This is a genomic window from Chryseobacterium manosquense, from assembly GCF_014623485.1.
Taxonomy (GTDB): Bacteria; Bacteroidota; Bacteroidia; order Flavobacteriales; family Weeksellaceae; genus Kaistella; species Kaistella haifensis.
In genome coordinates, this window is the sequence record NZ_CP060203.1 from 1,300,851 (window position 1) to 1,324,895 (window position 24,045).

Below are 24,045 nucleotides of genomic sequence, written 5' to 3' on the forward strand. Positions count from 1 at the left end.
AAATAGAATTGTTGGCTAATCTTATTCTGCTGTTTCTCTGTTTATTTCTGGGATTTTTTTTCAGAAGAGCAAAACTTTTTCCGGAAAACGGTCATGTCGCGCTGAACTCCTTTGTTATTAATATTTCACTTGCCGCGCTTTCGCTGTATTACATCCCGAAAATCGTGATCAGTTACGAGGTGGTTTTTCCAGTGGCTGTTGCGTGGCTGAATATTTTTTTGGCAATGGTTTTTTTCAGCGTTCTTGGTAAAAAAATGAACTGGTCGAAATCCGTAATCGGCGCGCTAATCATGTGTGCCGGTTTCGGAAACACTTCGTTTGTAGGAATTCCGGTCATTCAGGCGATTTACGGGGGAAGTGGACTGAAAACCGTGATGCTGGTGGATCAACCCGGTTCTTTTGTAGCCCTTTCCACAGTGGGAATTGCAGTGGCAAATTATTATTCAGGAACCAAAAGTACAGTTTCGCACATTGCAGGAAAAATCATTCGGTTTCCTCCATTTTTGGCATTTTCTGTAGCAATTATTTTGAATGTTTTAAATATTCAAATACCGCATGAACTTGATGAAGTTTTAAATAAATTGGGAGCTACAACTGTTCCGCTGGCATTATTTTCAGTGGGCAGTCAGCTTCATTGGCAGAAATTGGACGCCGATACCAAACCTTTATTTTGGGGTCTTTTATTTAAATTGATGCTCTTTCCAGCATTTATCTTTCTGTTTTATTTTATCATTTTAAAACAGAGCGGTGAAATGATTGAAATATCGCTCTTGGAATCTGCAATGGCTCCGATGATTACCGCGGGAATTATCGCCGCAGCACATAAATTGGAACCGAAACTCTGCAATTTGATGGTTGGCGTGGGAATTCCTCTAGCTTTTATTACGCTGGCTTTTTGGTATTTGGTTCTTCATTTTTTCGTTTGAATTGAATAATGAAAACCTTTTGTAAATAAAGCAAAAACAACATACCTATTTGATTATTTGTTCTTTTGTCTTGAAAAAAAAAGGTTATAAAAAAATAAAGTTCGGGCGTCGCTCAAACAGTGGAGATAATTTAACAAAACTCTTGTTTATTTCCTTAGTGTTTCCGCTTCGTACGTCGTAATAAACAGATTTCAGGCAACTATGTTTTTATCTAAATGCACAGCAAATAATGAAATCGATTTATTAACTTGCATCAAGAATTATTCAACAGAAGGTTTGTATCTTTGATTCATTAATTGATGAATGAAAATTTTAATAAAAAAAATGCTCATTTCATTAAAAATAAGATTATTATGAAAGTAGATATTTGGAGCGATATTCGCTGTCCGTTTTGTTATGTCGGGAAGAAAAAGTTTTAAAAAGCATTAGAGAAATTCCCGAATTCCGATGAAATTGAAATCAATTGGCATAGTTTTCAGCTGGATTCCAACCTGGTTACACAACCAGAGAAAAATCCGTATGAATATTTCACAGAGGTGAAAGGAATTTCACTGAACGAAGCTAAAGCCATGCACGAGCACGTGAAAAATGCCGGAAAAGAAGCCGGAATTGAATTCAATTTTGACGATTCAAAAGTGGCGAATTCATATCGCGGGCATCTCCTCATTCAACTTGCAAATTCGAAAAACTTAGGCAATGAAATGGAAGAAGCGATGTTTAAAGCCCAGTTTATCGATGGAAAAAATATCGATGATGAAGCGACGCTTTTGGAAATCGGACAATCTGTAGGACTTTCGGAAAAGGAAATTCAGGACGCTTTACAATCCGATGATTTCGCACACGCCGTTTCACAAGATGGTTTAATCGCTCGACAATTGGGGATTAGTGGTGTTCCTTTTTTCGTATTTAATGATAAATATGGCGTTTCCGGGGCGCAACAACCTGAACTTTTCCTAGAGGTTTTGGAAAAATCTTTTGCAGAATTTTCTGCTGGAGACCAAGGTTTGCAAATCATCAACAGCGGTGCGCAATGTGACGTGGATGGAAATTGCAACTGATTTCTTACCGTACATCAACGCCAATAAAAAATTTTCGAAATATCTTTGCAGTATTAATTTTAACAATAAAAAATAGTATCATGAAAAAAATCTTATCCCTCATTACCGTTGTGTTATTTTCGGTTTCCACCTTTGCACAATTAGTTTTAAAGAACGATCCGGCTCACTCTAGAATTCAATTTGCAGTAATGCACCTTGGAATCAACGACATCACCGGAAATTTCGACAAAGCAGCTTTAACCATCAATGCAGATGAGAAAAACTTTGCGAATTCTACCCTTGCTTTCTCAGCTGATGTAAACTCGATCAACACTCATGTTGAAGCAAGAGATAACCACTTGAAAAGTCCAGACTTTTTCAATGCAGAAAAATTCCCAACTCTAGAATTCAAGAGTACTTCTTTAACTAAAAACAAAAAGAACTACTACACTTTGAAAGGAAATCTTACGATGCACGGTGTTACAAAACCAGTTACTTTAACTTTGGTTTACCGCGGTTCTACGGTAAATCCGATGAATAAAAAAACTACTTATGGTTACCAGGTTTTGGGAACTTTGAAGAGATCTGACTTCAACGTTGGACCTAATTTCCCTGCACCAATGATCAATGATATGGTGAGAATTAAAGGTGATTTTGAATTAACAGCAGAATAATAGTTAGTAATTTTTTTTAGTTGGAAACGGAAATTCGGGAAACTGGGTTTCCGTTTTTTTTTGTTGAAATTTAAATGAAAAATAAAAAATTCAACATGATACAAAACGCAAAAAAAATTCGTTATAAAAATCAACAACTAACAAAAAACAGCTTAATAATAGAATTTCATTTAGAAAAACATCATTATATTTGATTGAATTTAAAAGATGAAAATATTTTTTTGCGGTTTGATGCTGGTTACCAATATTGTTGCAATTTCTGCTCAACAAGACAGCATATACATTGAAGCTAAAATCCCTGAAAACAAGAGACAAATTACTGTATATCAGGAAATTACTTACTATAACCATTCTGAAAGCAATTTAGACCAGATAAAACTCCTCAATTGGATTTCCGCGTACAAAACCCATAACACATCATTGGTTTACCGAAAACTGGAAGATCGAAAAATCGATTTACACTTTGCAAAACCCAATGAATTAGGCAATCTAGAAAATCTCAACATTCAGATTGATGGACAAACGATAACAGGAATTGACGGATCAAGAGAACAGATTTTTCTTCCGCTTTCAGAGAAGCTTGCGCCCGGAAAAAAGGTGAAAATCACTTTAAATTACCAGTTGAATTTGCCTTCGCAGAAATTTACCGGTTACGGAAGCGACGGAAAAAAAGTAGCTCTGAAATACTTTTTTCTGGTTCCCGATGGTTTTGATAATCATAACCAAATTCAAAGAAATTTCATCGATATTGAAGAAAACCAAAATCCGGGAAGTTACTGGAGAGTGAATCTTGATATTCCTATCAACCACTATTCGCAAAGTAATCTTCCGGAAATTCAGCCCAATTATTTTGAAGGCAAGTTGGTCAATGATCCAGAATTTCTAATCTCGGAAAACAGTTTCCCAACCATTACAACAACTATTGAAGGACAAAAAATTACAATCAATTTCGGTTACCAACTGACCGAAACCGAGAAGCAAAATCTGGAATTTTATCTTCCATTGCAACTCAATTTCATTAAGGCAAAAACAGGTTCTTTACCCTCGAAAATATTCATCAGCGAAAAATTCCGGGAATCTGAGAATTTTATGGGAATTGATGATATTAAATTCTGGAAATTCCGTTATCCACTTTTCACTGAAGCTGAAAAAATTGATCTGAATTATTTCAGTATTTTATCGAAAAAAATTGTTGAGCAATCTTCTATTTTCGAGAAAAGTGGCGATCATTGGTTGATGAACGGGCTGAAAACCTACCTGGAAATTCAGTACATCGAAAGGTATTACCAAGAGCGAAAATTGCTCGGCGATCTTCCCGATAATTTGAAAATTCTCGGTTTAAAACCTTTGAAAATATTCCATGCATCAAAGCTGAAGCTTTCGGAAAGATACGGACTTGCTTACCAATATATTTTGACTCAAAATTTGGATCAAAAAATAGGACAACCTTTCGAAAATCTGAGCAATTTCAACGCTACTGCGATCAGCCATTTCGAAACAGGGAGTTTATTTTCTTTTGTGGCAGAGAAAATGGGAAAAGAGAAATTTGACGATTTTGTGATTCGATTTTTGCAAAAAAATACCGGAAAAAGAATTGATAAAGAAGCATTTTTAAATGAATTAACGGTGGCTTCCGGATATTCTTCGGGCTTTTTGGAGCACTTTATACAAAATAAAAACCGAGTAAATTTTAGGCTGAAACGATTTAAGAAAATCGGGGATGAATTTCAGGTAAAAGTGGCTAAAAACACGTTACAGGAAATCCCTTTCAAGATTGAAACCGAGAAAAAAAACGGTGAGAAAACCGCATTTTGGTTCGATACCGAACGTTCCAAAGAAGCAAAAATTTACAATATCCCACAAACTGATGCTGAGAAAATCGTGATCAACAGCGAATACATTTTCCCGGAGAAGAATTTCCGCGACAATTATCTTTATGCCAAAGGTTTTTTCGCAAATACCAAAAAAATTCGGCTCAAGTTTTTCAAAGACATTCCTAATCCGGAATACAATGAAGTATATCTGAATCCGAAACTGAATTTCAACGCGTATGATAAAGTTTTGTTGGGTTTAAATTTTAAAAATTCATCATTATTTGACAGAAAATTTGTTTATTCGTTTACTCCTTATTTTAGTTCGGGAACGGGAAAATTAACTGGTGCAGGCGGTGTTTCTTATTCATTTCAGCCGGCAAACAGTTTTTACAGAAGTTTAGATTTGGGAGTTTCCGGTTCATATTTTCACTATGATTATGATTTAACTTACCAAAAATTTTCGGCATTTGCGAATATTAATTTTAGTAAAAATCCGCGCAGTGACATCGGCAGAAGTTTAGGCTTTTCGTATAATTTCTTTGAAAAAGAACTCACTCCTGCGATGATTGCCGCGAATGAATACGGAAAATACAATCTTTGGAATGTTGGATATAGCTATTCGGACAGAAGACTCATTCATGAAAAATACCTAAGTGGAAACCTTCAATGGATGGAAGATTTTCAGAAAGTTTCTGCGGAAGCTTTTTACCGTTGGGAATTTGCACAAGATCAAAAAGTGAGTTTCCGGTTTTTTGGAGGTTATTTCATCACCAATAAAACAAAAAACAATTTGTTTGATTACGGCATTTCGAAGGTTTCAAATTATGCGTTCTCGTATGGACTTTTGGGACAAAGTGCGACGAGTGGTTTGCTTTCCCAGCAATTGATTTTGGCGGAAGGTGGTTTCAAATCTTATCTCGGGAAAACAGCCAATCGGTGGATTACTTCGGTGAATGTTGATGCGCACGTTTGGCGTTGGTTTAATGTGTATGCGGATGCAGGCGTTTACAAAAACCAGATGCAAAATCCTCAGTTTATTTGGGATTCGGGGGTAAAGGTGAAGGTAATTCCAGATTTTCTTGAAATCTATTTTCCGGTGCAAAGTTCGCTCGGTTTTGAACCTTCATTTAAAGATTACGGAAGCAGAATCCGATTTACTTTGATGTTGAATTTCTCAGCGATTACGGGGTATTTTAGGAGAGGTTGGTTTTGATAATGAATAATTAATAATTAATAATGGATAAAATAAAAAAGCCACTTCTTTTCGGAAGTGGCTTTTTTTATTGAGAAAGGAATTCTTAGTTTTTGATGATTTTCTGAGAAACTTTTTCACCGTTTACTTCAGCTGTTACGATGTACATTCCTTTTGCAAGAGAAGAAACATCAAGAGAAGTTCCATCAGATACAGCAGCTGATTTTACAACTTGTCCGTTTACGTTTACAATTTGAACATTTGCTTTAGCTCCGAAAAGAATTGCATTACCAACATTGGTATTTTTCACCAAATTTACTTTCGTGCCATTTACATCAGACACTGCTAATGTACCATTGTATATAGTAACATTATCAAATCTTAACGCACCTCCAGAAGCGTAAGTAGAAGTAGTTCCAATTGCTGAATAAGAAGTGTTGTTTGCAGGATCAAATACAGAAACAACTCTTAAAGCAAAATTAGCATTATTACCTGCGGTAGCAGGTAAATTAGTTGCCACAGTAGACCATGTACTTGGAGCAAGTGAAGTGGGAGTTGCAGTAACATTTATCCATGTCGAACCATCAGTTGTATATTGTACTTGCACATATTTAGATGCAGTATTTGATCCGTAAACATCAACAGATGCTGAAATTGCTGATACACCTACAGTACTTACAGAAAATTGAATCCCCGCTGTTCCTGATGCTGTACCCTGCGCAGGATAAGTTTTTGTTGTGTATGCCTTTCCTGTATTTGGATTTCCGCTAACGTAAGGACAATTACATGCAGTTGTTCCTGTTTGAGTATTTTCAACAACACCACCAATAAGAGTGATTGTTCCTACTCCTGTACTTGTAGCTACCGGACTCGGACTTGCATCAAAATTCCATTGAGTAAACACAGTTTGTGCAGACATACTTGTAATAGCTGCAATTCCTAAAATTGTAAAGATTTTTTTCATAATATAAAATTTTAATTTTTTCCTTAAAATTGGATTGCTAAATTACATAATTTTCTAACATAGAAAGCTAAATTTTTAAATTTAACAATTAGTTAATTTCCTAATCGATAGGAAACAATCCTCAAAGCCTTATACTATCTCATTTATTTGAAAAATTCAGATATTCTTTCGACTTGTTTTACATTGCAAATTTAACCAATATTTTGCTAGAATTCAGATGATTAATGTTATGTTTTATTAACAAAAAAAGCTCCCAAAAGGAAGCTTTAATAATATTTTAAAGTAAAAAAAATTATTTTTTGATGATCTTCTGAGAAACAGCTTGTCCGTTTACGTTACCTGTAACGATATAAGTTCCTTTCGGTAAAGAAGCTACTTCCAAAGAAGTGTTTTCGTTTACAGCAGCAGATTTTACTACTTGTCCGTTTGCGTTGATTACTTTTACATCAGCTTTTGCAGCGAAAATAATGTTGGTATCTACAACAGTGTTTTTTACTAATTTTGCTTTTGAAGCGTTTGCATCAACTACAGCTAATGGAGTATCAGTTGTTACAACTTTAACATTGTCGATATAAGCTCTTTTTGCTGTAGTCTCAATTGTCACAGTTGAATTTGCAACACCTCCTGTAAAACTTACAGATTTGGATTCTAAAGAACCAGACATTAGTGCTGTGTAAGATACAGTTTTTGAAGCTTGACCAGTAATTGTTACTTTAATATCACCTTCTACTGAAGTCCATCCTTTAACATCGAAAGAAACAATTACATTTCCTCCGTCTGTAGATAAATCAACAACTTTTGAAGTCACTGATCCTGCAGCACTAGCTCCTCCAAATTTAGCCATTCCACCTGCCATGTAAACTTTACTACCAACAGGAAAATTCGCAGATGGAACACCAGCTGGTAATGCGGTAGTACCAGGGCTATAAACGTCAGTACCGTCTGGACCGTTTGTTCCACTACTTGAAGTGTTTCCACCTTTAATATAAGCTGCAAAATCTTCAGAAAGAACTGTAGTTTGAGTTTGAGAATACGCTGAAGCAGATAATACAGCTACTGCAATTAATGAATAGAATTTTTTCATTTTTAAATAATTAGTTAATTAATAATTTCTTGGGCAAAAGTACATTCTTTTTTATATAATTCATAATTATAAGGTTAATTAATTGTTAAATATTTAACAACAATTTAAAAGACAGTTTTTCGTTACTTTTACACCACTTTTTTTGAAGAGATTTTGCCGAGAAAATTACTTTTATCCATTTTCATGACTTCAGCATTTTGTTTTACAAATGCTCAGATTTTCACATGGAAAAACCCCAATCTTCCGAAAGACTCCACCAAAAAGGATTCAGTTATTGCAGCAAAAATCGACAGAGATTTTTTTACCAAAGACACTTTGGACTTCATCCGAACTCCCAACAAAGTCATTCTTGATGAAGGAATTTTGGTTAAAAATACGCGATCTCAAATCCTGGGCGACCTCAATTCCAAAGGTTCCATCATCCGCGGAATTACGTTTGGAAACAACCAAGGACAAAGCGTTCAAAGTTCGATGGATCTTCAGATTTCAGGAAAAATATCGAAAGACGTCACGATTTTGGCATCGATTTCCGATCATAATTTGCCCATTCAAGCCGACGGATACACGCAAACTTTGGAAGAATTCGACAAAATTTACCTCCAACTCAATATCAAAGACCGCTCTATTCTGCGCGCCGGACATTTGGATCTGCTCGATGAAAATACTTATTTCGGGCGTTACCAAAGACGAAGTATGGGTATGCAGTTTCAAACCAATTTCGGAAAAGATAACACAACTTTTGTAGATGTTTCTGCCGGAGTTGCGCGAAGCGAATTTCACCGAATTCGTTTTCAGGGTATAGAAGGAAACCAAGGTCCGTACCGACTGAACGGGAAAAATGGGGAGCAGTTTATCACCATAATTTCCGGATCGGAGCAGGTTTTTATTGATGGTATTTTGATGAAACGCGGCGAAAACCAAGATTATGTCATCAATTACAACACCGGAGAAATCACTTTTACCAGTTTCAGGCCGATTTTAAAACAGAATTTCATTACCATTTCTTATAATTACGCCAACAGAAATTACACTAGATTTTTAGTTACGGGAAATATTCAACATCAAAGAGAAAAAGCCAAATATGGTTTCAGTTGGTTTCTGGAAAATGACAATAAAAACGCTCCACTTTCTTTGAATTTAAGCAAAGAAGATCAACAAATCCTCGCCAACGCAGGCAACGATATCAACCAAATGTACGCACCATCCGGAACGGTTTCGGAATATGATGTAAATAAAGTTTTGTATCAACTTATCGAAGATCCGAACGGAAATTATTATGAATTTTCAACCGATCAAACGCAGACTTTGTATCAGGTTTCTTTCACTTATTTTGGAGCGAATTCCGGCGATTATCGCATCAAGCAAACTACGAATAACGGACGTGTTTTCGAATATGTAGGAAATAATTTGGGCGATTACAAAGCGGTTCGAAAATTACCCGCGCCACAAAAAACTCAGGTTTTTTCCGGAAATACGGAATTTTTGTTGAAAGACGGAAAAGTAGGAGCCGATTTCTCGCTCAGCAATTATGATGTAAATCTTTTCTCCTCGAAAGATGCGCATCAAAATATCGGTTACGCCGGACGGATTTTCGGGTTTAAAACTTTTACTAAAAACAATTGGAAAGGAACGCCAAGTTTTGAATTTCAACACATCAATTCTCAATTTCATATTCTGGATCGGATCAATGATGTTGAGTTTTCCCGGGATTTCAATTTGGCTCAGGAATTTAATCAAATTACTCAAAACCGATTGATTTTCAGTTTTTTAAACCAATGGAAAAACCATTCGTTCCTGAATTATAAAATCAATTATCTCGACGAAAAAGAAAGTTATCGCGGAATAAAAAACGATCTTGATTTTGGATTTAAAAAAGGAAAAATCAGCACGAAAGGAAACTTTTCCTACCTGGATACGAAAGCTACTTTCCAAGATACACAATACCTTCGAAGTGGCATTATCACTGAATATACGACCGAAAAAGGAAGTTGGGGAATCGGTGCAAATATGGAAAACAATGTGAAAACCTTCAACGAAACGAAGCTTTTGGATGTGAGCAGTTTCCGCTGGAAAGAAGCATTTCTTCAGAAAAAAATCGGGGATTCTGTTCGTACAAAATTGCTTGCGAAAGCTTATTTTCGGGATAATGATTCGGTGCGCGGAAATTCATTGGAAAACATGAATCATATTTTGGGAATCGTAGCAGAAAGCCAAATCATTAAGACTGAAAAAACCACGCTTAATGCATTGGTTCATTACCGGAAATTTTATTATCAGAATCAGGATATTGCGGAAAATTTCAATCAGGATTTTGTGGTGGGAAATCTGATGTACAACCAACAGTTATTTCGAAACGGGATGCGTTTGCAAGCGTTTTATGAATTAGGAAACGGGCAGGAAGCGCAACGCGAATTTCAGTACATCAAAGTGACCGATGGACAGGGCGTGTACAAATGGACCGACTACAACGGCGACGGAATACAACAACTGGACGAATTTGAAACTGCAGAATACGCAGATTTAGCCCAATACATAAGGGTTTATACCAATACGGTGAATTATTTACCTTCCAATAAAAACAAGTTGCAACTGGCTTTGTTTGTGAATCCTTCGGTAGTTTTCAACTCAGAAAACAGGTTTTTGAAACGTTGGAATTTTAATATTTCGTTGAATTCTCAAAATTCGTTTTTCAAGAGAGATCGGGTTTTCGTACTCAATCCTTTTGAGAAAAATGAAGATCAAATTCTTAAAAATCAAAATCTACTCGCTTCGGCGCAGTTTAATTCTACCGAAAAATCCGGTTGGAATGGGAATTACCGTTTCATTGCCAATGATAATTTAATTAATGCCAATTTCAGCAATGAAGAACGATCACAAACTTCGCATTTCCTGAATTTGGGATATTGGTTCAATAAAAATTTCCGTGTGGATTGGGAAAACTCGGTGCATCAAATTGAAAATGCATCGCAACTTTTCAGCTCAAGAGATTACCTTCTGAATAATTTCGAAACGAAACCGAAAGCCATCTATAAATTTACCGAAAAACTTCAGGCAGAAGTTTCATCAGCATGGCGACAAAAAATCCGAAAAGACGGAGAAGAACTGCTGAAAACCCTTGATTTAACCGGAAGTTTGCAGTGGGACTGGAGAAAAACATCGGTTCGTGGCAATTTTTCGTTTATCAATAATGATTTCACGGGGAATAATTTCACGATTGTCGGCAACCAAATGCTGGATGGATTGAAACCCGGAAAGAACCAGGTTTGGTCGGTATTTCTACAACAAGCGGTGAATTCGTTGATTCAACTCAACGTCAACTATGAAGGCAGAAACTCCGGAGAAAGAACAATCCACATCGGATCCGTTCAGGTTAAGGCGAGTTTTTAGGAGACAAGAATTTGAAAATCAGTCTTCATAAATCACATATTTTGCTCTAATTCGCTGAAAGTCTTCGAGATCCTTATTCCATGAAGCTTTGATTTCTTCCGCCGTTTTTCCAGAAATAATTTGTTTCCTCAACTCATCTGAACCCGCCAATTTATCAAAGAAAAGATTCTTTAAAAAGAAATTTTGATCTTTGTTTTTGTAATTTTTGTAAGCATTCACCAACCAATCCATTCGAAGTTCGCGCAAATCGGAATGGTTTTGCGAGAGATTCTCTCCGTAGCATAATTTTCCGTTCAAAAAAGGATCTTTCGCACCAAAATTGGGTTTCGGTGTAAACTGATAATTCATATTTTTCAACCACGGACTGCCATAAATCTGAAAGGGCAAATCGGTACCACGACCTACGGAAACCTGCGTCCCTTCGAAGAAACACAAACTTGGATATAAATTAATGGATTGATTATTCGGTAAATTTGGAGACGGTTTATCGGAAACTCCATATCGTTGTTTTTTATGATAATTCAGCATCGGAATCAAGGTGTATTTTGCTTGAATTTTATTACTCAACCATTGTTCACCGTTCACCATTTTTCCGTATTCACCGATGGTTAAGCCATACACAACGGGAATTTTATGCATTCCGACGAAACTCTTCCAAGCATCCTTCAGCACGGGACCGTCAATGTAGCCATCATGTGGATTCGGACGATCCAATACAATCACTTCCACCTTATTTTCCGCTGCAGCTTCCATCACATATGTTAACGTTGAAATATACGTATAAAAACGAACTCCAACATCCTGAATATCAAACAAAACCACATCAATATCTTTTAATTGTTCGGGTTTCGGTTTTTTGTTGCTGCCATAAAGCGAAACTATTGGAATACCGGTTTTCGTATCGACTCCGTTTTTCACATGTTCACCAGCATCTGCATCGCCACGAAAACCGTGTTCCGGAGCGAAAATGGATTTAATTTCGACATTATTTTTCACTAAAAAATCCACTAGGAAAGTTCTGTCTTGCAACAATCCGGTTTGGTTGGTGACCACCGCAATCGTTTTATCTTTCAACAACGGAAGGTAAAGTTCAGGCCGATCTGCACCGGTTTTGAAACAAGAATCCGTAGTATTTTGCGCAAAATTCAAAGGGCAAAACCCAAAATAAATTAGCACAAGTAGAAGTAAATCTTTAAATTTGAGTTTTAAAATCATCTGCTTGAAATTTCCATTATATTTTTCCAAAAAAATAGCTTTTTCCAAAGATAACAAAAATAATCTTTCGCGCGTTATTGTCTTTATTGGTAGGCTTTCCGTTGCATTAGGCGTTATCGTTTCCTTGATCACGGTTTCCACCGGTTTGGGTTCAAAAAAAGCCATCAAAGAAAGAATGGCCGATTTTTCCGGGCACATTTCCATTAAATCTAAACAGTCCAATAATTCCTACAATTCTTCTATATTGAGTTCGGATGGACTTCAAATCAATAAAATAAAGGCATTACCCGATGTAGCAACCACCCAAAGTTATGTGTCGGTAAGCGGAATTTTAAGAAACGAACATAATTTTGCGGGAATTATTTTCAAAGGAGTCGGTAAAGATTTTGATGCCGAAAGGTTCAAGAAATTTTTGATTGAAGGAACTACTCCGAAAGCTAGCGAAATAGGCTACGACAGCGGAATCTGCATTTCCAAAAAGATTGCGAACGATTTGAATCTTAAGGTGAAAGACAGTATTGTAGCAATTTTTTCTAAAGAAAATCAAAGTCCGATTTACCGAAAATTTGAAGTCGTAGGCATTTATAAAACCGACATCAAAATGATTGATGATTTATTCATCATCGGTGGAATCAATCATGCACGAAAAATTCAGGGTATGAAAGACGGAGAAGTTGGTGGTGTGGACGTTTTCTTGAAAAACATTAATAATATCGACGAAGACGCACCGAAAATCGACGAGCTTGTCGGGTACAAAAATTACACAGTAAAAGCCACGGACGAATATCCTCAAATCATGGATTTTATTGCAATTTTCGATACGAATATTGCTTTAATCATTGTCATCATGCTGGTTGTAGTGGTCATCAATATCGTGATGGTTTTGCTGATCCTCATCATCGAAAGAACCAATTCCATTGGAATGCTGAAAACTTTAGGAGCAAGCAACGGACAAATTCGCGCGATTTTCATCAATTACACTTTGCTGATTATGATTCCCGGATTAATTATCGGGAATATTATTGGATTAGGATTTTTGCTTTTACAAAAGTATTTTGGCATCATTCAATTAAATCCGGAAAATTACTATTTAAGCGTAGTTCCGGTTGACCTCAACCTTCTTTACATTCTTGGCATTTCCCTCGGGATGCTTATTGTATCGGCCATTTCACTTATTTTACCGAGTTATTTAATCAGTAAAATTTCTCCTGTAAAAGCCATTAAATACAATTAATATTTAAAATTATATCTTTGCAAATTCGTAATTAAATAAAATATTTTTACGAAAAATTCAATTCAGAAAAAGGAATTTTCCCCAGAAAAAAATATCATTTAGAAATAAAAACTTATATGAAATACGCGCAAAATATCCTCGAAACCATCGGGAATACGCCATTGGTAAAGCTTAATAAAGTTTTGGGTGACGATTTTCCGGCATTGGTTTTGGCGAAAGTAGAAACCTTCAACCCCGGAAATTCTGTGAAAGACAGAATGGCACTGAAAATGATCGAAGATGCCGAAAAAGACGGAAGATTGAAACCCGGCGGAACCATTATCGAAGGGACTTCAGGCAATACCGGAATGGGTTTGGCATTGGCGGCAATTATCAAAGGTTACAAATGTATTTTCGTAACCAACTCCAAACAATCGAAAGAAAAATGCGACATTCTTCGTGCTGTAGGTGCTGAAGTAATCGTTTGTCCGACCGATGTGAAGCCGACCGATCCACGTTCGTATTATTCTGTTTCCAAAAGATTAGCAACCGAAACTGAAAACGGATGGTACGTGAATCAATATGATAATTTATCTAACAGACAAGCGCATTACGAGCAAACCGCTCCGGAAATTTGGGAACAAACCGAAGGAAAACTAACGCATTTCGTGGCTGGAGCTGGAACCGGCGGAACAGTGACCGGTTGTGGGAAATTTTTCAAAGAAAAAAATGCCGATATCAAAGTGATTGGTGTGGATACTTATGGTTCGATTTTAAAAGAATTTCATGAAACCGGAGAATTGCATTACGACCATGCCTATACCTACATCACGGAGGGAATTGGCGAGGACATCATTCCGGAAAATTACGATATGTCGGTGATTGACCATTTCGAAAAAGTAACCGATAAAGACGGCGCAATCTACGCAAGGAAATTAGCAAAAGAGGAAGGTATTTTCTGTGGATATTCAGCGGGAAGTGCTATTTCAGCGTTGGTTCAGATGAAAGATCAATTTACCAAAGATGATGTGATTGTGGTTTTGCTTCACGATCATGGCTCCAGATATGTTGGGAAAATTTACAACGACGACTGGATGAAAGAACAAGGTTGGTTGTAGAATTTACAGTAAAATATTGAGCGGGTTTCGGCCCGCTTTTTTGTTGAAGAATTTTTTGATTTTAAAGAAAAACTAAAGAATTTCTGCTAATTTCTTTGTTAAATTCTTCCTGGAAAACTGCTCGATATTTTCTGTATTTGAAGAGAGATTTCCGGATTTCCAATCATTAAATTTTTCTAAAATAAATGCTTTCAAACTTTCATAATCATCGTAAGAAAAATGTTTTCCGGCGTGGGTTTCTTCTAAAATGCGTTTCACATCGCTGTCTTTCGGACCAAAAGAAATAATTTGATTTTTCGTTGCCAAATATTCGAAGATTTTCCCGGGAATAATTCCTTTGGATTTATCTTCAGGGAAATTGGTAATCAATAGCAAATCAGAATTTTGCATTTCCAAATTCGCTTCCGAGTGAGGAAGATAACCTAGATTTTTTACAGAATTATTAAGTTCCGAACTTGTAATTTTATCTAAAATTCTGTCATCAATTCTCCCGACAAATTTTAGCTGAAAGTTTTTTCTAAAATCTTCGTTTTCTTTGATTAAATCATTCAAAACTCTCCATAAAACCTCGGGATTTCTCAGCTGTTCCAACACACCGATATAGCTTAAAGTAAATTGAGTTGATGGTTCCGAGTTTTCGGTTCCTAATTCTTGATTGTCAACATCAAAACCATTGGTAATACAAGCCGCATTCGCTCCTTTTTTCTTGAAATTTTCAGCATCTGCATAGCTTGTCGCCAAAGTGATATCCGCATTTTCAAAAACTTTTTGTTCGAGATTTCGGTGTTTTCGATCGGCAAATTTTGTCAATTTCAAATGTTGGTAATAGGAAATTTCAGTCCACGGATCCCGGAAATCGGCAATCCATTTTAGATCAGGAAATTCTTTCTTTAAATTCAAACCAATTAAGTGCACGGAATGTGGCGGTCCAGTCGTAACCAAAGCATCAAAATGGTTTTCTTTTAAAAATTTTTTTAGATAATTCACCGATGGATTTACCCAAAAAACCCGTGCATCGGGAATGAAAAAATTTCCACGAACCCAAATCGAAAGTCTGGATTTCAAGCTTTGATTCTTTCCAACATCAAACTGTCCGGCTTTGAATTTTTTGTTGTCTTTCCCGAAGAATTCTGCGATTTGATAAGGTTCCCAAATTTTAGTTTTGATAATTTCCAAATTTTTAGAAACATCCTTCTCCAGCGTATCATCTACAATCGGATAACTCGGATTTTCAGGAATAAAGACAGTGGGTTCCCACCCGAATTCGGGTAAATATTTCACAAATTTTAACCAACGCTGAACGCCCGGCCCTCCTGCAGGTGGCCAATAATAAGTGATGATTAAGATTTTTTTGTTGTTCATATTTTTTACCACAAAAGGCACAAAAGCATTGATATTCTTTTAGTTATAAAAGAAATCACAATTTTGACTTACTCTATATTTTCAAGTTTATTTTCATCCTTTTTGCGGTAAAGAAAATAAACTCCGCCCAAACTTAGCAACAAAAATAGCCCGAAACAAATCATGGAAATCAATTTTCCTTTTGCGATAACATCCGGTGCGAAAATCATTTTCACTGTATGATTACCAGCTGGAACGTGAACTGCGCGCAACAAATAATCAGCCTTGATGTAAGGAACTTCTTTGTCGTCCACCAAAACTTTCCAACCTTTTGGATAATAAATTTCGGAAAATACGGCTAGCTGTGGCGTTTTCGATTGGGTTTTAAATTCCAATTCGTTGGCTTGGTATTTTGTTAAATTCAAGAAAGCGGTAGAATCTGCCTGCAAAGTTTTTCCCTCAAAATATTTTTTGTCGCTGTTTGCAACCACCGCAATTTTCTTCGTATCCACTTCGCCAATTTGCTTGATTTCTTCGTTCGGAGAATTCACAAATTTAACTTCAGAAACAAACCATGCATTTCCGTTCGCCTGTGGATTAACCACTGCTTCAGGTTTCTCTGGATCACCAAAAATCATGTATTTTGCATTGAGCATATTTAGGATTCGCGGAACTTTTAACGTGTCCATTTTTCCGAAATATTCATTGATCAAATCATCATAACGACGTAATTTTACGGCATGATAACCACCGATTGAAGATTTGAAATAGGAAGTATTGGTCTCGCCGAAAGTACCTAAAACCTGGTTGTAAATACGGTAATGTGTTTGATCTTTATTGGCGATCGTTTCTAAAGTTTTGTTAACATTTACATTGTCCAATAATGCTTTAAGATTGGTATTATCGCCTACTTTCTGCATCAGCAGTTCTGAATTTTCCGTTTGGAATGGATTCTCAGTAAAAGTTTTATCGATGAAATTATCGTTGTTTAAATAGCGTTTGTTCACGCTCCAAAGATCAAATAAACTCACCAACCCGATGATCACAATCGCAATATTTTGATTGATTTTTTGCTTTAATCCTAAAAACAAAACAGCTGCTGCGATTCCGACATAAATAATCGCCTTTATCGCATCAATTCTAAACATATTGAATCTTTCATCCACCAAAAAGTCTAAAAGATAAGGTGGCAAATACGTTTTTTCGTTCGGAGTATAAAACCCTAAAAGCGACTTTCCGAAGATCATCAAAATAAAAGTAATCCCAATAACAGCTCCTGTTACGTAGGTTAAAATTTTCTTTTTATAATCTTCTGTTAAGATATTTTCCGCAGAAGTTTCTGTATTTTCATTAGAATTGAAAAATCGATAAAGCCCTACAATTGCAATTAAAGGAAACAATAATTCAACCACCACCAAAATTGAACTCGGTGCCCGGAATTTATTATAAAATGGAATATAATCAATGAAAAAATCAGATAAAATCATGAAATTGCTTCCCCACGCTAAAAGAACGGTGAGAATTGACGCGCCCAAAATCCAATAACGGTATTTTTTCCAAGCAAAGAAAAAGCCCAAAATTGCCAGAAAACAAACGATTGCACCTTGATAAGCCGGCCCGGAAGTTCCCGGTTGATCGCCCCAATACGTCAACGAACCAAAACCTTTGGAAATTTGATTCATTTCTTCTTGTGACGAAACATTACTTTGCACCATTTCCTGCACTCTGTTCATCATTCGATCGGAACCTTCTTCGTTGCTGGAACCACCCATCAATCTTGGGATAAAGAGGTTTAAAGTCTCCAGTTTTCCGTAACTCCACATCAAAATGCTTTCATTATCCATCCCCGATTTTTCCGAAGAATGAACTCCATTATCGAGAATTTGTTTCCCACGAACAGTTTCGGAAACATACTCGGCGTTGGCCATAATTCTCTGGGAATTCATCCCGACACCGAGTAAAAAGGCCACTGCCAAAACTCCAGAGGAAATTCCAAAATGTTTCCAATCGGTTTTTCCCTGAACTGCACGAATTAATTCTGACAAGAATAAAAATCCAAGTGCAAGGAAAAGATAGTAGGTCATTTGCGGGTGATTTGCTGCAATTTGCAACCCCATAAACAGCGTGGTCAGTATGAAACCTGTGATGTACTTTTTGCGGATATAAACCAAAAGAATTCCCGCCAAAAGCGGCGCAAAATAAGCAACGGTGTGAATTTTCCCGTTATGTCCAGCTCCGAGCGCAATATAGAAATAGGTAGAAAGCCCGAAAAAAGTTGCGCCTAAAAAAGCATATTTCCAGTTGCGAACAGCAACCATCCCGAGGAGAAAAAATCCAGAGAAAAGCAGAAAAATATAATTCGCAGGTTTGGGCAAAAAATTCAGAACATCATCAATTTTTTTAATGACATCACCACGAAACTGCGCTCCCATTTGGTAAGTCGGCATTCCTCCAAACATGGAATCGCTCCAGTAGGTTTCCTCTCCGTTTTGTGCACGATAATCCAAAAGCTCCTTTGCACCACCTTTGTATTGTACAATATCGTGTTGGAAAAGCTGTTTCCCCATAAGAACCGGATTGTTGTAAACCAAAGCCAAAATAACGAAAGCAACGATGCTCCCGATGATGAAAATGAGATTTTTATTTTTTACCATGTTGCGGTTTTAATGAATAAAAACCCTTTCAAAATTTTATATTCAAAAGGGTTCAGGTTTATTTTTCTGGTTGTTTATTTTCTTTTATCTCTTCGTATTCCACAGTTTCGGCATCCCAATTAATTTTGGAATCGACCTTTGCAGTGGGTTTTTGCATTTTCGGTTTTGGATTTTCATCCGACTTTGGAAATTTATAAAAGGCAGAAAAAAACATTCTTTTTAAAATATTCCAGAGAAAAAAAATAATGATGGTCGTAAGAATTATTTCTAAAAGGTATTTCATTTTTTTAAGAATAATTAATGATAAGTTTTCACCAATAATTTACTTCGTCGGATTCACCACCACTGTGGAGTTGGAAACACTTTTCATGCTTTGAGATTGTTTGCCATCCGACAGGGTTTCCGTTTGGGTGGTTTTCACCGAAACCGTTTGGTTTTTGATCCAGCCGGTATTTTGATCCAAAGTAATTATTCCGTTTTGGGAAAGTTCAGAACTCATGCTTCTGGTAACTCCTTGCTGCGTTTTTTTGTCGCTTTTTTTAGGAATTCCGCCATTTACAGCAATCGTTGCCACGCCATTATCCACACTTTTCAGGATGTAATTGGTGGTTAATTTTATTTTTCCGTCTGGCGTTGCGTTTTCACTTTCGCTCCATTTTTCGCCAATTTTCGCCCCTTTTGCTGGAATTAAAATTAAGTTTTTAGAAAATTGATCTTTAAGAACTTTTTCGTTAAAACTCTCTTTGAAACTATTAGCAAACGCTGTTTTTTGTTTTGCATCCTTGATGACGCTGCCCACAGAAGCTGCTACTTTGCTATAAATTGGATCAAAACCAGTGATCGAAATCACCTTTCCGTATTGATCCATTTTAAGGTTCAGTTTATTGCCCACCAAAGCTTTGTTCACTTTCCACATCATTTTTAGTTGCTCTTCTTTCGGTTCTGCAAGCTTGGTATCGACCACAATCGATTTTCCGTTTGCTGATTGTGAATTTCTTTTTCCTAAAAGATTGATGGTGATATCATAAATTCCGTTCTCGAAATTATTGACTAAAAATGACATTTCATCGGTCGTTTCACTCGTACCGCTTTGGGATTTCCCGTCCGGAGCCGTCATTGTTTGCACATCTTTTTGATAAGTTGTTAGCGGATAAGTTTTTCCTTTTTCCAATTGAAAAGTTTGCTTATAAATTCCCATGGAATCTTTGATTGCCACGTTTGACACTGCTTTTTCGGCAGTTGCAGAATCGCTCACTGGAATTTCTACGGTAATTGTTTTTCCGGTTTTGGGATCAACTTTAGTGATCGTTTGGCTTTCTTTTTTACAAGAAATTAAAGCTATTGAAATAAGCGCAATGGCTGTAATTTTTTTCATTAAAATAATTTTCGGATTGATAAATCTGTTGCAATCATCAAAAAGCTTACCTATTTTGAAATCGCAACGACAAATTTAAGGTAATTATTTTAAGAGCATTTGAATACTCAAGAAAAAAAAGGAAATTTCAGCAAAAAAAAAAGAGTTTAAAACTAAAGCATATCAATTTACAAAGAAATTCCTCCGTATCGAGCGAAACTTCCCAAAATAAGCATTAAAACGCCGATAACCGTTACGGAAATAATGTGAAAAGCCATCAAGGGTAAATTCTTCACTGAAAGTTTTGGCAATACAAAAAAGTTGGCGCTCAGTGCAAAAAGTACGGTTATGAAAAGTAAAATTAATTTCAATGAAACCACCGTTTCTATTGGATTTGAAAACCGAAACCATGCAGATACGCCAATCCCAAATTGGTAAGCCATCCAAACGCCGGTTATTACCATTACCAATAAAGCCGGGATTCCTATTTTCTCGAATTTTCTTTCAAAATTGAGTAAAATTTCAGGATCATTTTTCTTTAAAACTTCCGGCAAAATTCCGATCGCCAAAACCAAATGACCACCGACCCAAACCGCCGCTCCCAACAAATGAAAAATTAAAAGTAAATGATGTGACATTATTTCTTGAATATTTTTTTAGCTTCTGCAAACCGCCTCCGTAGGATTTATCCAATGATGCGTTCATGAAGAATTTAATGAGATTCATCGAATCATCCAACTCGCCATCCATATTCCTGGTTCCTTTTGTGGCATTTCCATTCGTCGCAAATTTCAAATCGGAAGTAGCACCGTTTTCAAAATGTTTTCATGACGAAATTATTAGTTGTTCAATAAACAAATGTAAAAATTATTTTTGAGTAAATTTGTATTTTAAAATTCGTCGTTTTTATCGGCAATTAATACCTATCAATATGCAAAATCCATTATTAGAAAACTTCCAAACTCCATATCAATCAGCACCTTTTAACGAAATTAAAGAAGAACATTTTCTTCCGGCCTTTCAGGAATTGATCAAAATATCCGAGAAAGAAATTGATGATATTGTCAAAAACCCTGAAGCGCCAACCTTTGCAAATGTGATCGAAGCATTGGCTTTCTCGGGCGAAAAACTCGATGTCGTTTCGGGAATTTTCTTTAACCTAAATTCTGCGGAAACCACCGATGAAATCCAGAAAATCGCTCAAGAAGTTTCGCCACTTTTAACAGAATATTCAGCGAAAATTTCGCAAAACGAACAACTTTTTGAAAAAATAAAGAAAGTTTACGACGAAAAAGAAAAATACGAACTCAATGAAGAGCAACAAACTTTGCTGAAAGAAACATACAAAGGTTTTGTGAGAAGCGGCGCACTTTTGAATGAATCTGACAAAGAAAAATTCAAAATTATCAGCATCGAATTATCAAAAAAATCGCTTCAGTTTGGGCAAAATGTTTTGGCAGAAACCAATAATTATTTCAAACATATTACTGACGAAAAAGATCTCGCGGGAATTCCAGCCCCAATTTTGGAGCAATATCGCGAAGAAGCGAAAGAAAGAAATCTCGATGGATTTGTGATTACGCTGCAGTACCCGAGCTATCTTCCGTTGATGACTTATGCTGAAAATCGAGAACTAAGAAAGGAACTTGCGTTGGCAAACGGAAAAAAATCATTTAATAATAATGAATTTGACAATCAGAATTTAATTAAAGAAATTGTTGGTTTAAAACAAGAAAAAGCTGCACTCTTAGGTTATAAAAACTACGCAGATTATGTTTTGGAGGAAAGAATGGCGAAATCTCCCGACAAGGTGTATACATTTCTAAATGAACTTTTAGAAAAAGCAAAACCATTTGCCGAAAAAGAAATTGAGGAATTAAAATCCTTAGCAAAAGCCGATGGAATCGACGAAATGGAAAGCTACGATCATGCTTATTACGCTGAAAAACTTCGCAAACAAAAATTCGACATCGATGATGAAGAGCTGAAACCTTATTTCCAATTGGAAAAAGTTCAGGAAGCGGTTTTTGGATTGGCTTCAAAATTATTCCAACTCGAATTCAAGGAAACCGATAAAATCCAAAAATACCACGAAGAAGTAAAAACGTATGAAATTTTCGAAAATGGCGAGTTTAAGGCGCTTCTGTATGTTGATTATTTCCCACGAAAAGGTAAAAGAGCCGGCGCGTGGATGACGAGTTTTAAAAATCAATTTAAGAAAAACGGTGAAAATTCAAGGCCTCATATTTCAGTGGTCTGTAATTTCTCGAAACCTACTGCCGACACCCCTAGTTTGCTTACTTTTCAGGAAGTGACCACCCTTTTCCATGAGTTCGGTCACGCTTTGCACGGTGTTTTAGCAAATACGACCTATCCAAACCTATCCGGAACTTCCGTAAAATGGGATTTTGTGGAGCTTCCGTCCCAGTTTCTGGAAAACTTTTGCTATGAACCGGAATTCTTGAAAACTTTTGCCAAACATTATAAAACCGGCGAAACCTTGCCCGACGAAAAAATAAATAAAATCGCAGCATCTAAAAATTTCTTGGAAGGTTATCAAACTTTAAGACAAATCGGTTTTGGACTTTTGGATATGGCATACCACAGCAAAAATGAAAAAATAAACGATATTAAAACATTTGAAGTGCAGGAAACGAAAGCAACAAACCTGTACCCAAGTAATCCAGAAACTGCGATGAGCACAAGCTTTTCTCACATTTTCCAGGGAGGTTATTCAGCGGGATATTATTCCTACAAATGGGCCGAAGTCCTGGATGCGGATGCATTTCAATATTTCAAAGAAAACGGAATTTTCAACCCGGAAATTGCCGCAAAGTATAAAGTCTTGCTGTCCTCGGGAGGCACAAAAGATCCGATGGAACTTTATATAAACTTCAGAGGTAGCGAACCCAAAGTAGAGAGTTTACTGAAAAGAGCATTTGGGTAATAAGAAAAGATAAATCTAAAAAAACACATGAATTTCATGTGTTTTTTTTATTATAATTACTTATCAATAATTTATCTGGAGAGCAAGCGTCCACGTTCCTTTGCAAGCATCGGCATCGAAATAATTCCCATCACAACCATGATAGCCAATTGCATGGTATGGGAAATAAATGCGTAAGAAAGTCCCACTTCGCCGCCTTCTTCGGGATTTTTACCCATAGAAAGGAAAAGTGCCATAATCCCCAATTTCAAGGCAAAGTGAAAGGCACCGATTCCGCCAGATGCTGGAACCATCATACCCAAAGTTCCCACCACGATAATGAAAAAACCGTCAGCGAAAGTAAATCCGGAGGTTTCAGGCAAGGCAAAACACACCAAATATGCTGCAAAGTAATAGCAAATCCATATTGCCAGGGAGAGTAGAATAAACTTTAATTTTTGTTTCAATTTAAAAATGGAAGTCAGGCCGTGAAAAATTCCTTTTGCGAAATTAATGGCTTTTTGATAAATTGGATATTTTTCAAGATGTTTTCTTAAAGCAAAAAATAAAATTCCCAAACCAACGAAAACACCCATCAGCAGATATATTTTATTCCCTGATTCCGCTTTTGGAGCATTGCCACTTTGGGCGGTAACATATTGATAAAAGGACAAAATTGCATCGTACTTAAAAACCAAAGTCAGAAGCAGGAAAAATCCCATACAAACGAGGTCCACTACCCTTTCCAAAATGATGGTTCCAAAAGATTTATCTACCGGAACATTCTCCACCCCAAAAAGTGCGGTAGAACGCGCTACTTCACCACTACGGGGAATGGTTAGGTTCATTAAATATCCGAAAGAGATCGTCCACAGTGCGTTGGAATTGGAGATTTTATATCCTAAAGGTTCCAAAAGCAAATTCCAACGAATCGCACGAAACCAATATGCCAAAACACCAAAAACGGTGGCTGCGAATACCCAAAAATAGTTTGCCTTTGCGAAATATCCTGCAATTTTTTCAAACTCAATACCGCGCAGAGCGAGCCACATAAAAAGAGCAGCAATTGCTAAGGAAACAGCAATCGTAATGAAGGATTTCAAAGGATTTGATTTTTTGGTTTTTTCCAAAATAAAAGTGAGTTTT

At 36.5% G+C, this 24,045-nt stretch carries 17 protein-coding genes; 8 read left to right on the forward strand and 9 right to left on the reverse strand.

Annotated elements, in window-relative coordinates:
* Positions 1–11: 11 nt before the first annotated feature.
* From H0S70_RS06080 to H0S70_RS06095, 4 genes are all read left to right on the forward strand, one after another.
* Positions 12–926, forward strand: a complete 915-nt coding sequence (locus tag H0S70_RS06080; RefSeq protein ID WP_188322065.1) for an AEC family transporter — start codon at positions 12–14, stop codon at positions 924–926.
* A gap of 452 nt (positions 927–1,378) precedes the next feature.
* On the forward strand, positions 1,379–1,984 hold the full coding sequence (locus tag H0S70_RS06085; RefSeq protein WP_262891145.1) for a DsbA family oxidoreductase: 606 nt from the start codon (positions 1,379–1,381) through the stop codon (positions 1,982–1,984).
* A gap of 80 nt (positions 1,985–2,064) precedes the next feature.
* On the forward strand, positions 2,065–2,637 hold the full coding sequence (locus tag H0S70_RS06090) for a YceI family protein (RefSeq protein ID WP_188322066.1): 573 nt from the start codon (positions 2,065–2,067) through the stop codon (positions 2,635–2,637).
* Positions 2,638–2,844: 207 nt separating this feature from the next.
* Entirely contained in the window at positions 2,845–5,664 is a 2,820-nt protein-coding gene (locus H0S70_RS06095) for a gluzincin family metallopeptidase (RefSeq protein ID WP_228453804.1), read from the forward strand.
* A gap of 85 nt (positions 5,665–5,749) precedes the next feature.
* Here the strand turns inward: H0S70_RS06095 and H0S70_RS06100 are convergent, their stop codons facing one another.
* On the reverse strand, positions 5,750–6,562 hold the full coding sequence (locus H0S70_RS06100) for a T9SS type A sorting domain-containing protein (protein WP_188322067.1): 813 nt from the start codon (positions 6,560–6,562) through the stop codon (positions 5,750–5,752).
* Between the two features lie 337 nt (positions 6,563–6,899).
* Positions 6,900–7,691, reverse strand: coding sequence for a T9SS type A sorting domain-containing protein (locus tag H0S70_RS06105; protein ID WP_188322068.1), 792 nt, complete (start codon positions 7,689–7,691; stop codon positions 6,900–6,902).
* Between the two features lie 183 nt (positions 7,692–7,874).
* On the opposite strand from H0S70_RS06105, the gene H0S70_RS06110 reads away from it, so the two are divergent.
* A complete protein-coding gene (locus H0S70_RS06110; protein ID WP_188322069.1) occupies positions 7,875–11,078 on the forward strand; it encodes a hypothetical protein in 3,204 nt (1,067 codons plus the stop codon).
* An 18-nt stretch (positions 11,079–11,096) separates the two neighbouring features.
* Here H0S70_RS06110 and H0S70_RS06115 read toward each other — a convergent pair whose 3' ends face one another.
* Positions 11,097–12,293 (reverse strand): exo-beta-N-acetylmuramidase NamZ family protein, encoded by a 1,197-nt coding sequence (locus tag H0S70_RS06115; RefSeq protein ID WP_188322070.1) that lies wholly within the window; start codon positions 12,291–12,293, stop codon positions 11,097–11,099.
* Positions 12,294–12,297: 4 nt separating this feature from the next.
* Here H0S70_RS06115 and H0S70_RS06120 point away from each other — a divergent pair, with 4 nt between their 5' ends.
* A complete protein-coding gene (locus H0S70_RS06120; RefSeq protein WP_188322071.1) occupies positions 12,298–13,527 on the forward strand; it encodes an ABC transporter permease in 1,230 nt (409 codons plus the stop codon).
* Positions 13,528–13,643: 116 nt separating this feature from the next.
* Positions 13,644–14,624: a PLP-dependent cysteine synthase family protein gene (locus H0S70_RS06125; protein WP_031504246.1), complete on the forward strand. Its 981-nt coding sequence runs from the start codon at positions 13,644–13,646 to the stop codon at positions 14,622–14,624.
* 72 nt (positions 14,625–14,696) lie between these two features.
* Here the strand turns inward: H0S70_RS06125 and H0S70_RS06130 are convergent, their stop codons facing one another.
* The 5 genes from H0S70_RS06130 to H0S70_RS06150 all read right to left on the reverse strand — a co-directional run bounded on the left by H0S70_RS06130 (position 14,697) and on the right by H0S70_RS06150 (position 20,611).
* Positions 14,697–15,986, reverse strand: a complete 1,290-nt coding sequence (locus tag H0S70_RS06130) for a glycosyltransferase family protein (protein WP_188322072.1) — start codon at positions 15,984–15,986, stop codon at positions 14,697–14,699.
* Between the two features lie 68 nt (positions 15,987–16,054).
* Positions 16,055–18,619 carry a YfhO family protein gene (locus H0S70_RS06135; RefSeq protein WP_188322073.1) on the reverse strand — a complete coding sequence of 855 codons (2,565 nt, stop codon included), beginning with the start codon at positions 18,617–18,619 and terminating at the stop codon, positions 16,055–16,057.
* Positions 18,620–18,677: 58 nt separating this feature from the next.
* Positions 18,678–18,902 (reverse strand): hypothetical protein, encoded by a 225-nt coding sequence (locus tag H0S70_RS06140; protein ID WP_188322074.1) that lies wholly within the window; start codon positions 18,900–18,902, stop codon positions 18,678–18,680.
* A gap of 39 nt (positions 18,903–18,941) precedes the next feature.
* Complete coding sequence (locus H0S70_RS06145) at positions 18,942–19,994, reverse strand: DUF6263 family protein (RefSeq protein WP_188322075.1); 1,053 nt, start codon at positions 19,992–19,994, stop codon at positions 18,942–18,944.
* A gap of 167 nt (positions 19,995–20,161) precedes the next feature.
* Positions 20,162–20,611: a copper resistance protein CopD gene (locus H0S70_RS06150; RefSeq protein ID WP_188322076.1), complete on the reverse strand. Its 450-nt coding sequence runs from the start codon at positions 20,609–20,611 to the stop codon at positions 20,162–20,164.
* 293 nt (positions 20,612–20,904) lie between these two features.
* Between H0S70_RS06150 and H0S70_RS06155 the strand changes: the two genes are divergently transcribed.
* Positions 20,905–22,920 carry a M3 family metallopeptidase gene (locus H0S70_RS06155; protein ID WP_188322077.1) on the forward strand — a complete coding sequence of 672 codons (2,016 nt, stop codon included), beginning with the start codon at positions 20,905–20,907 and terminating at the stop codon, positions 22,918–22,920.
* Between the two features lie 71 nt (positions 22,921–22,991).
* Here the strand turns inward: H0S70_RS06155 and H0S70_RS06160 are convergent, their stop codons facing one another.
* The gene (locus H0S70_RS06160) at positions 22,992–24,029 is read right to left on the reverse strand and encodes a lysylphosphatidylglycerol synthase transmembrane domain-containing protein (RefSeq protein ID WP_188322078.1); all 1,038 of its coding nucleotides are present in this window, start codon (positions 24,027–24,029) and stop codon (positions 22,992–22,994) included.
* Positions 24,030–24,045: the final 16 nt, after the last annotated feature.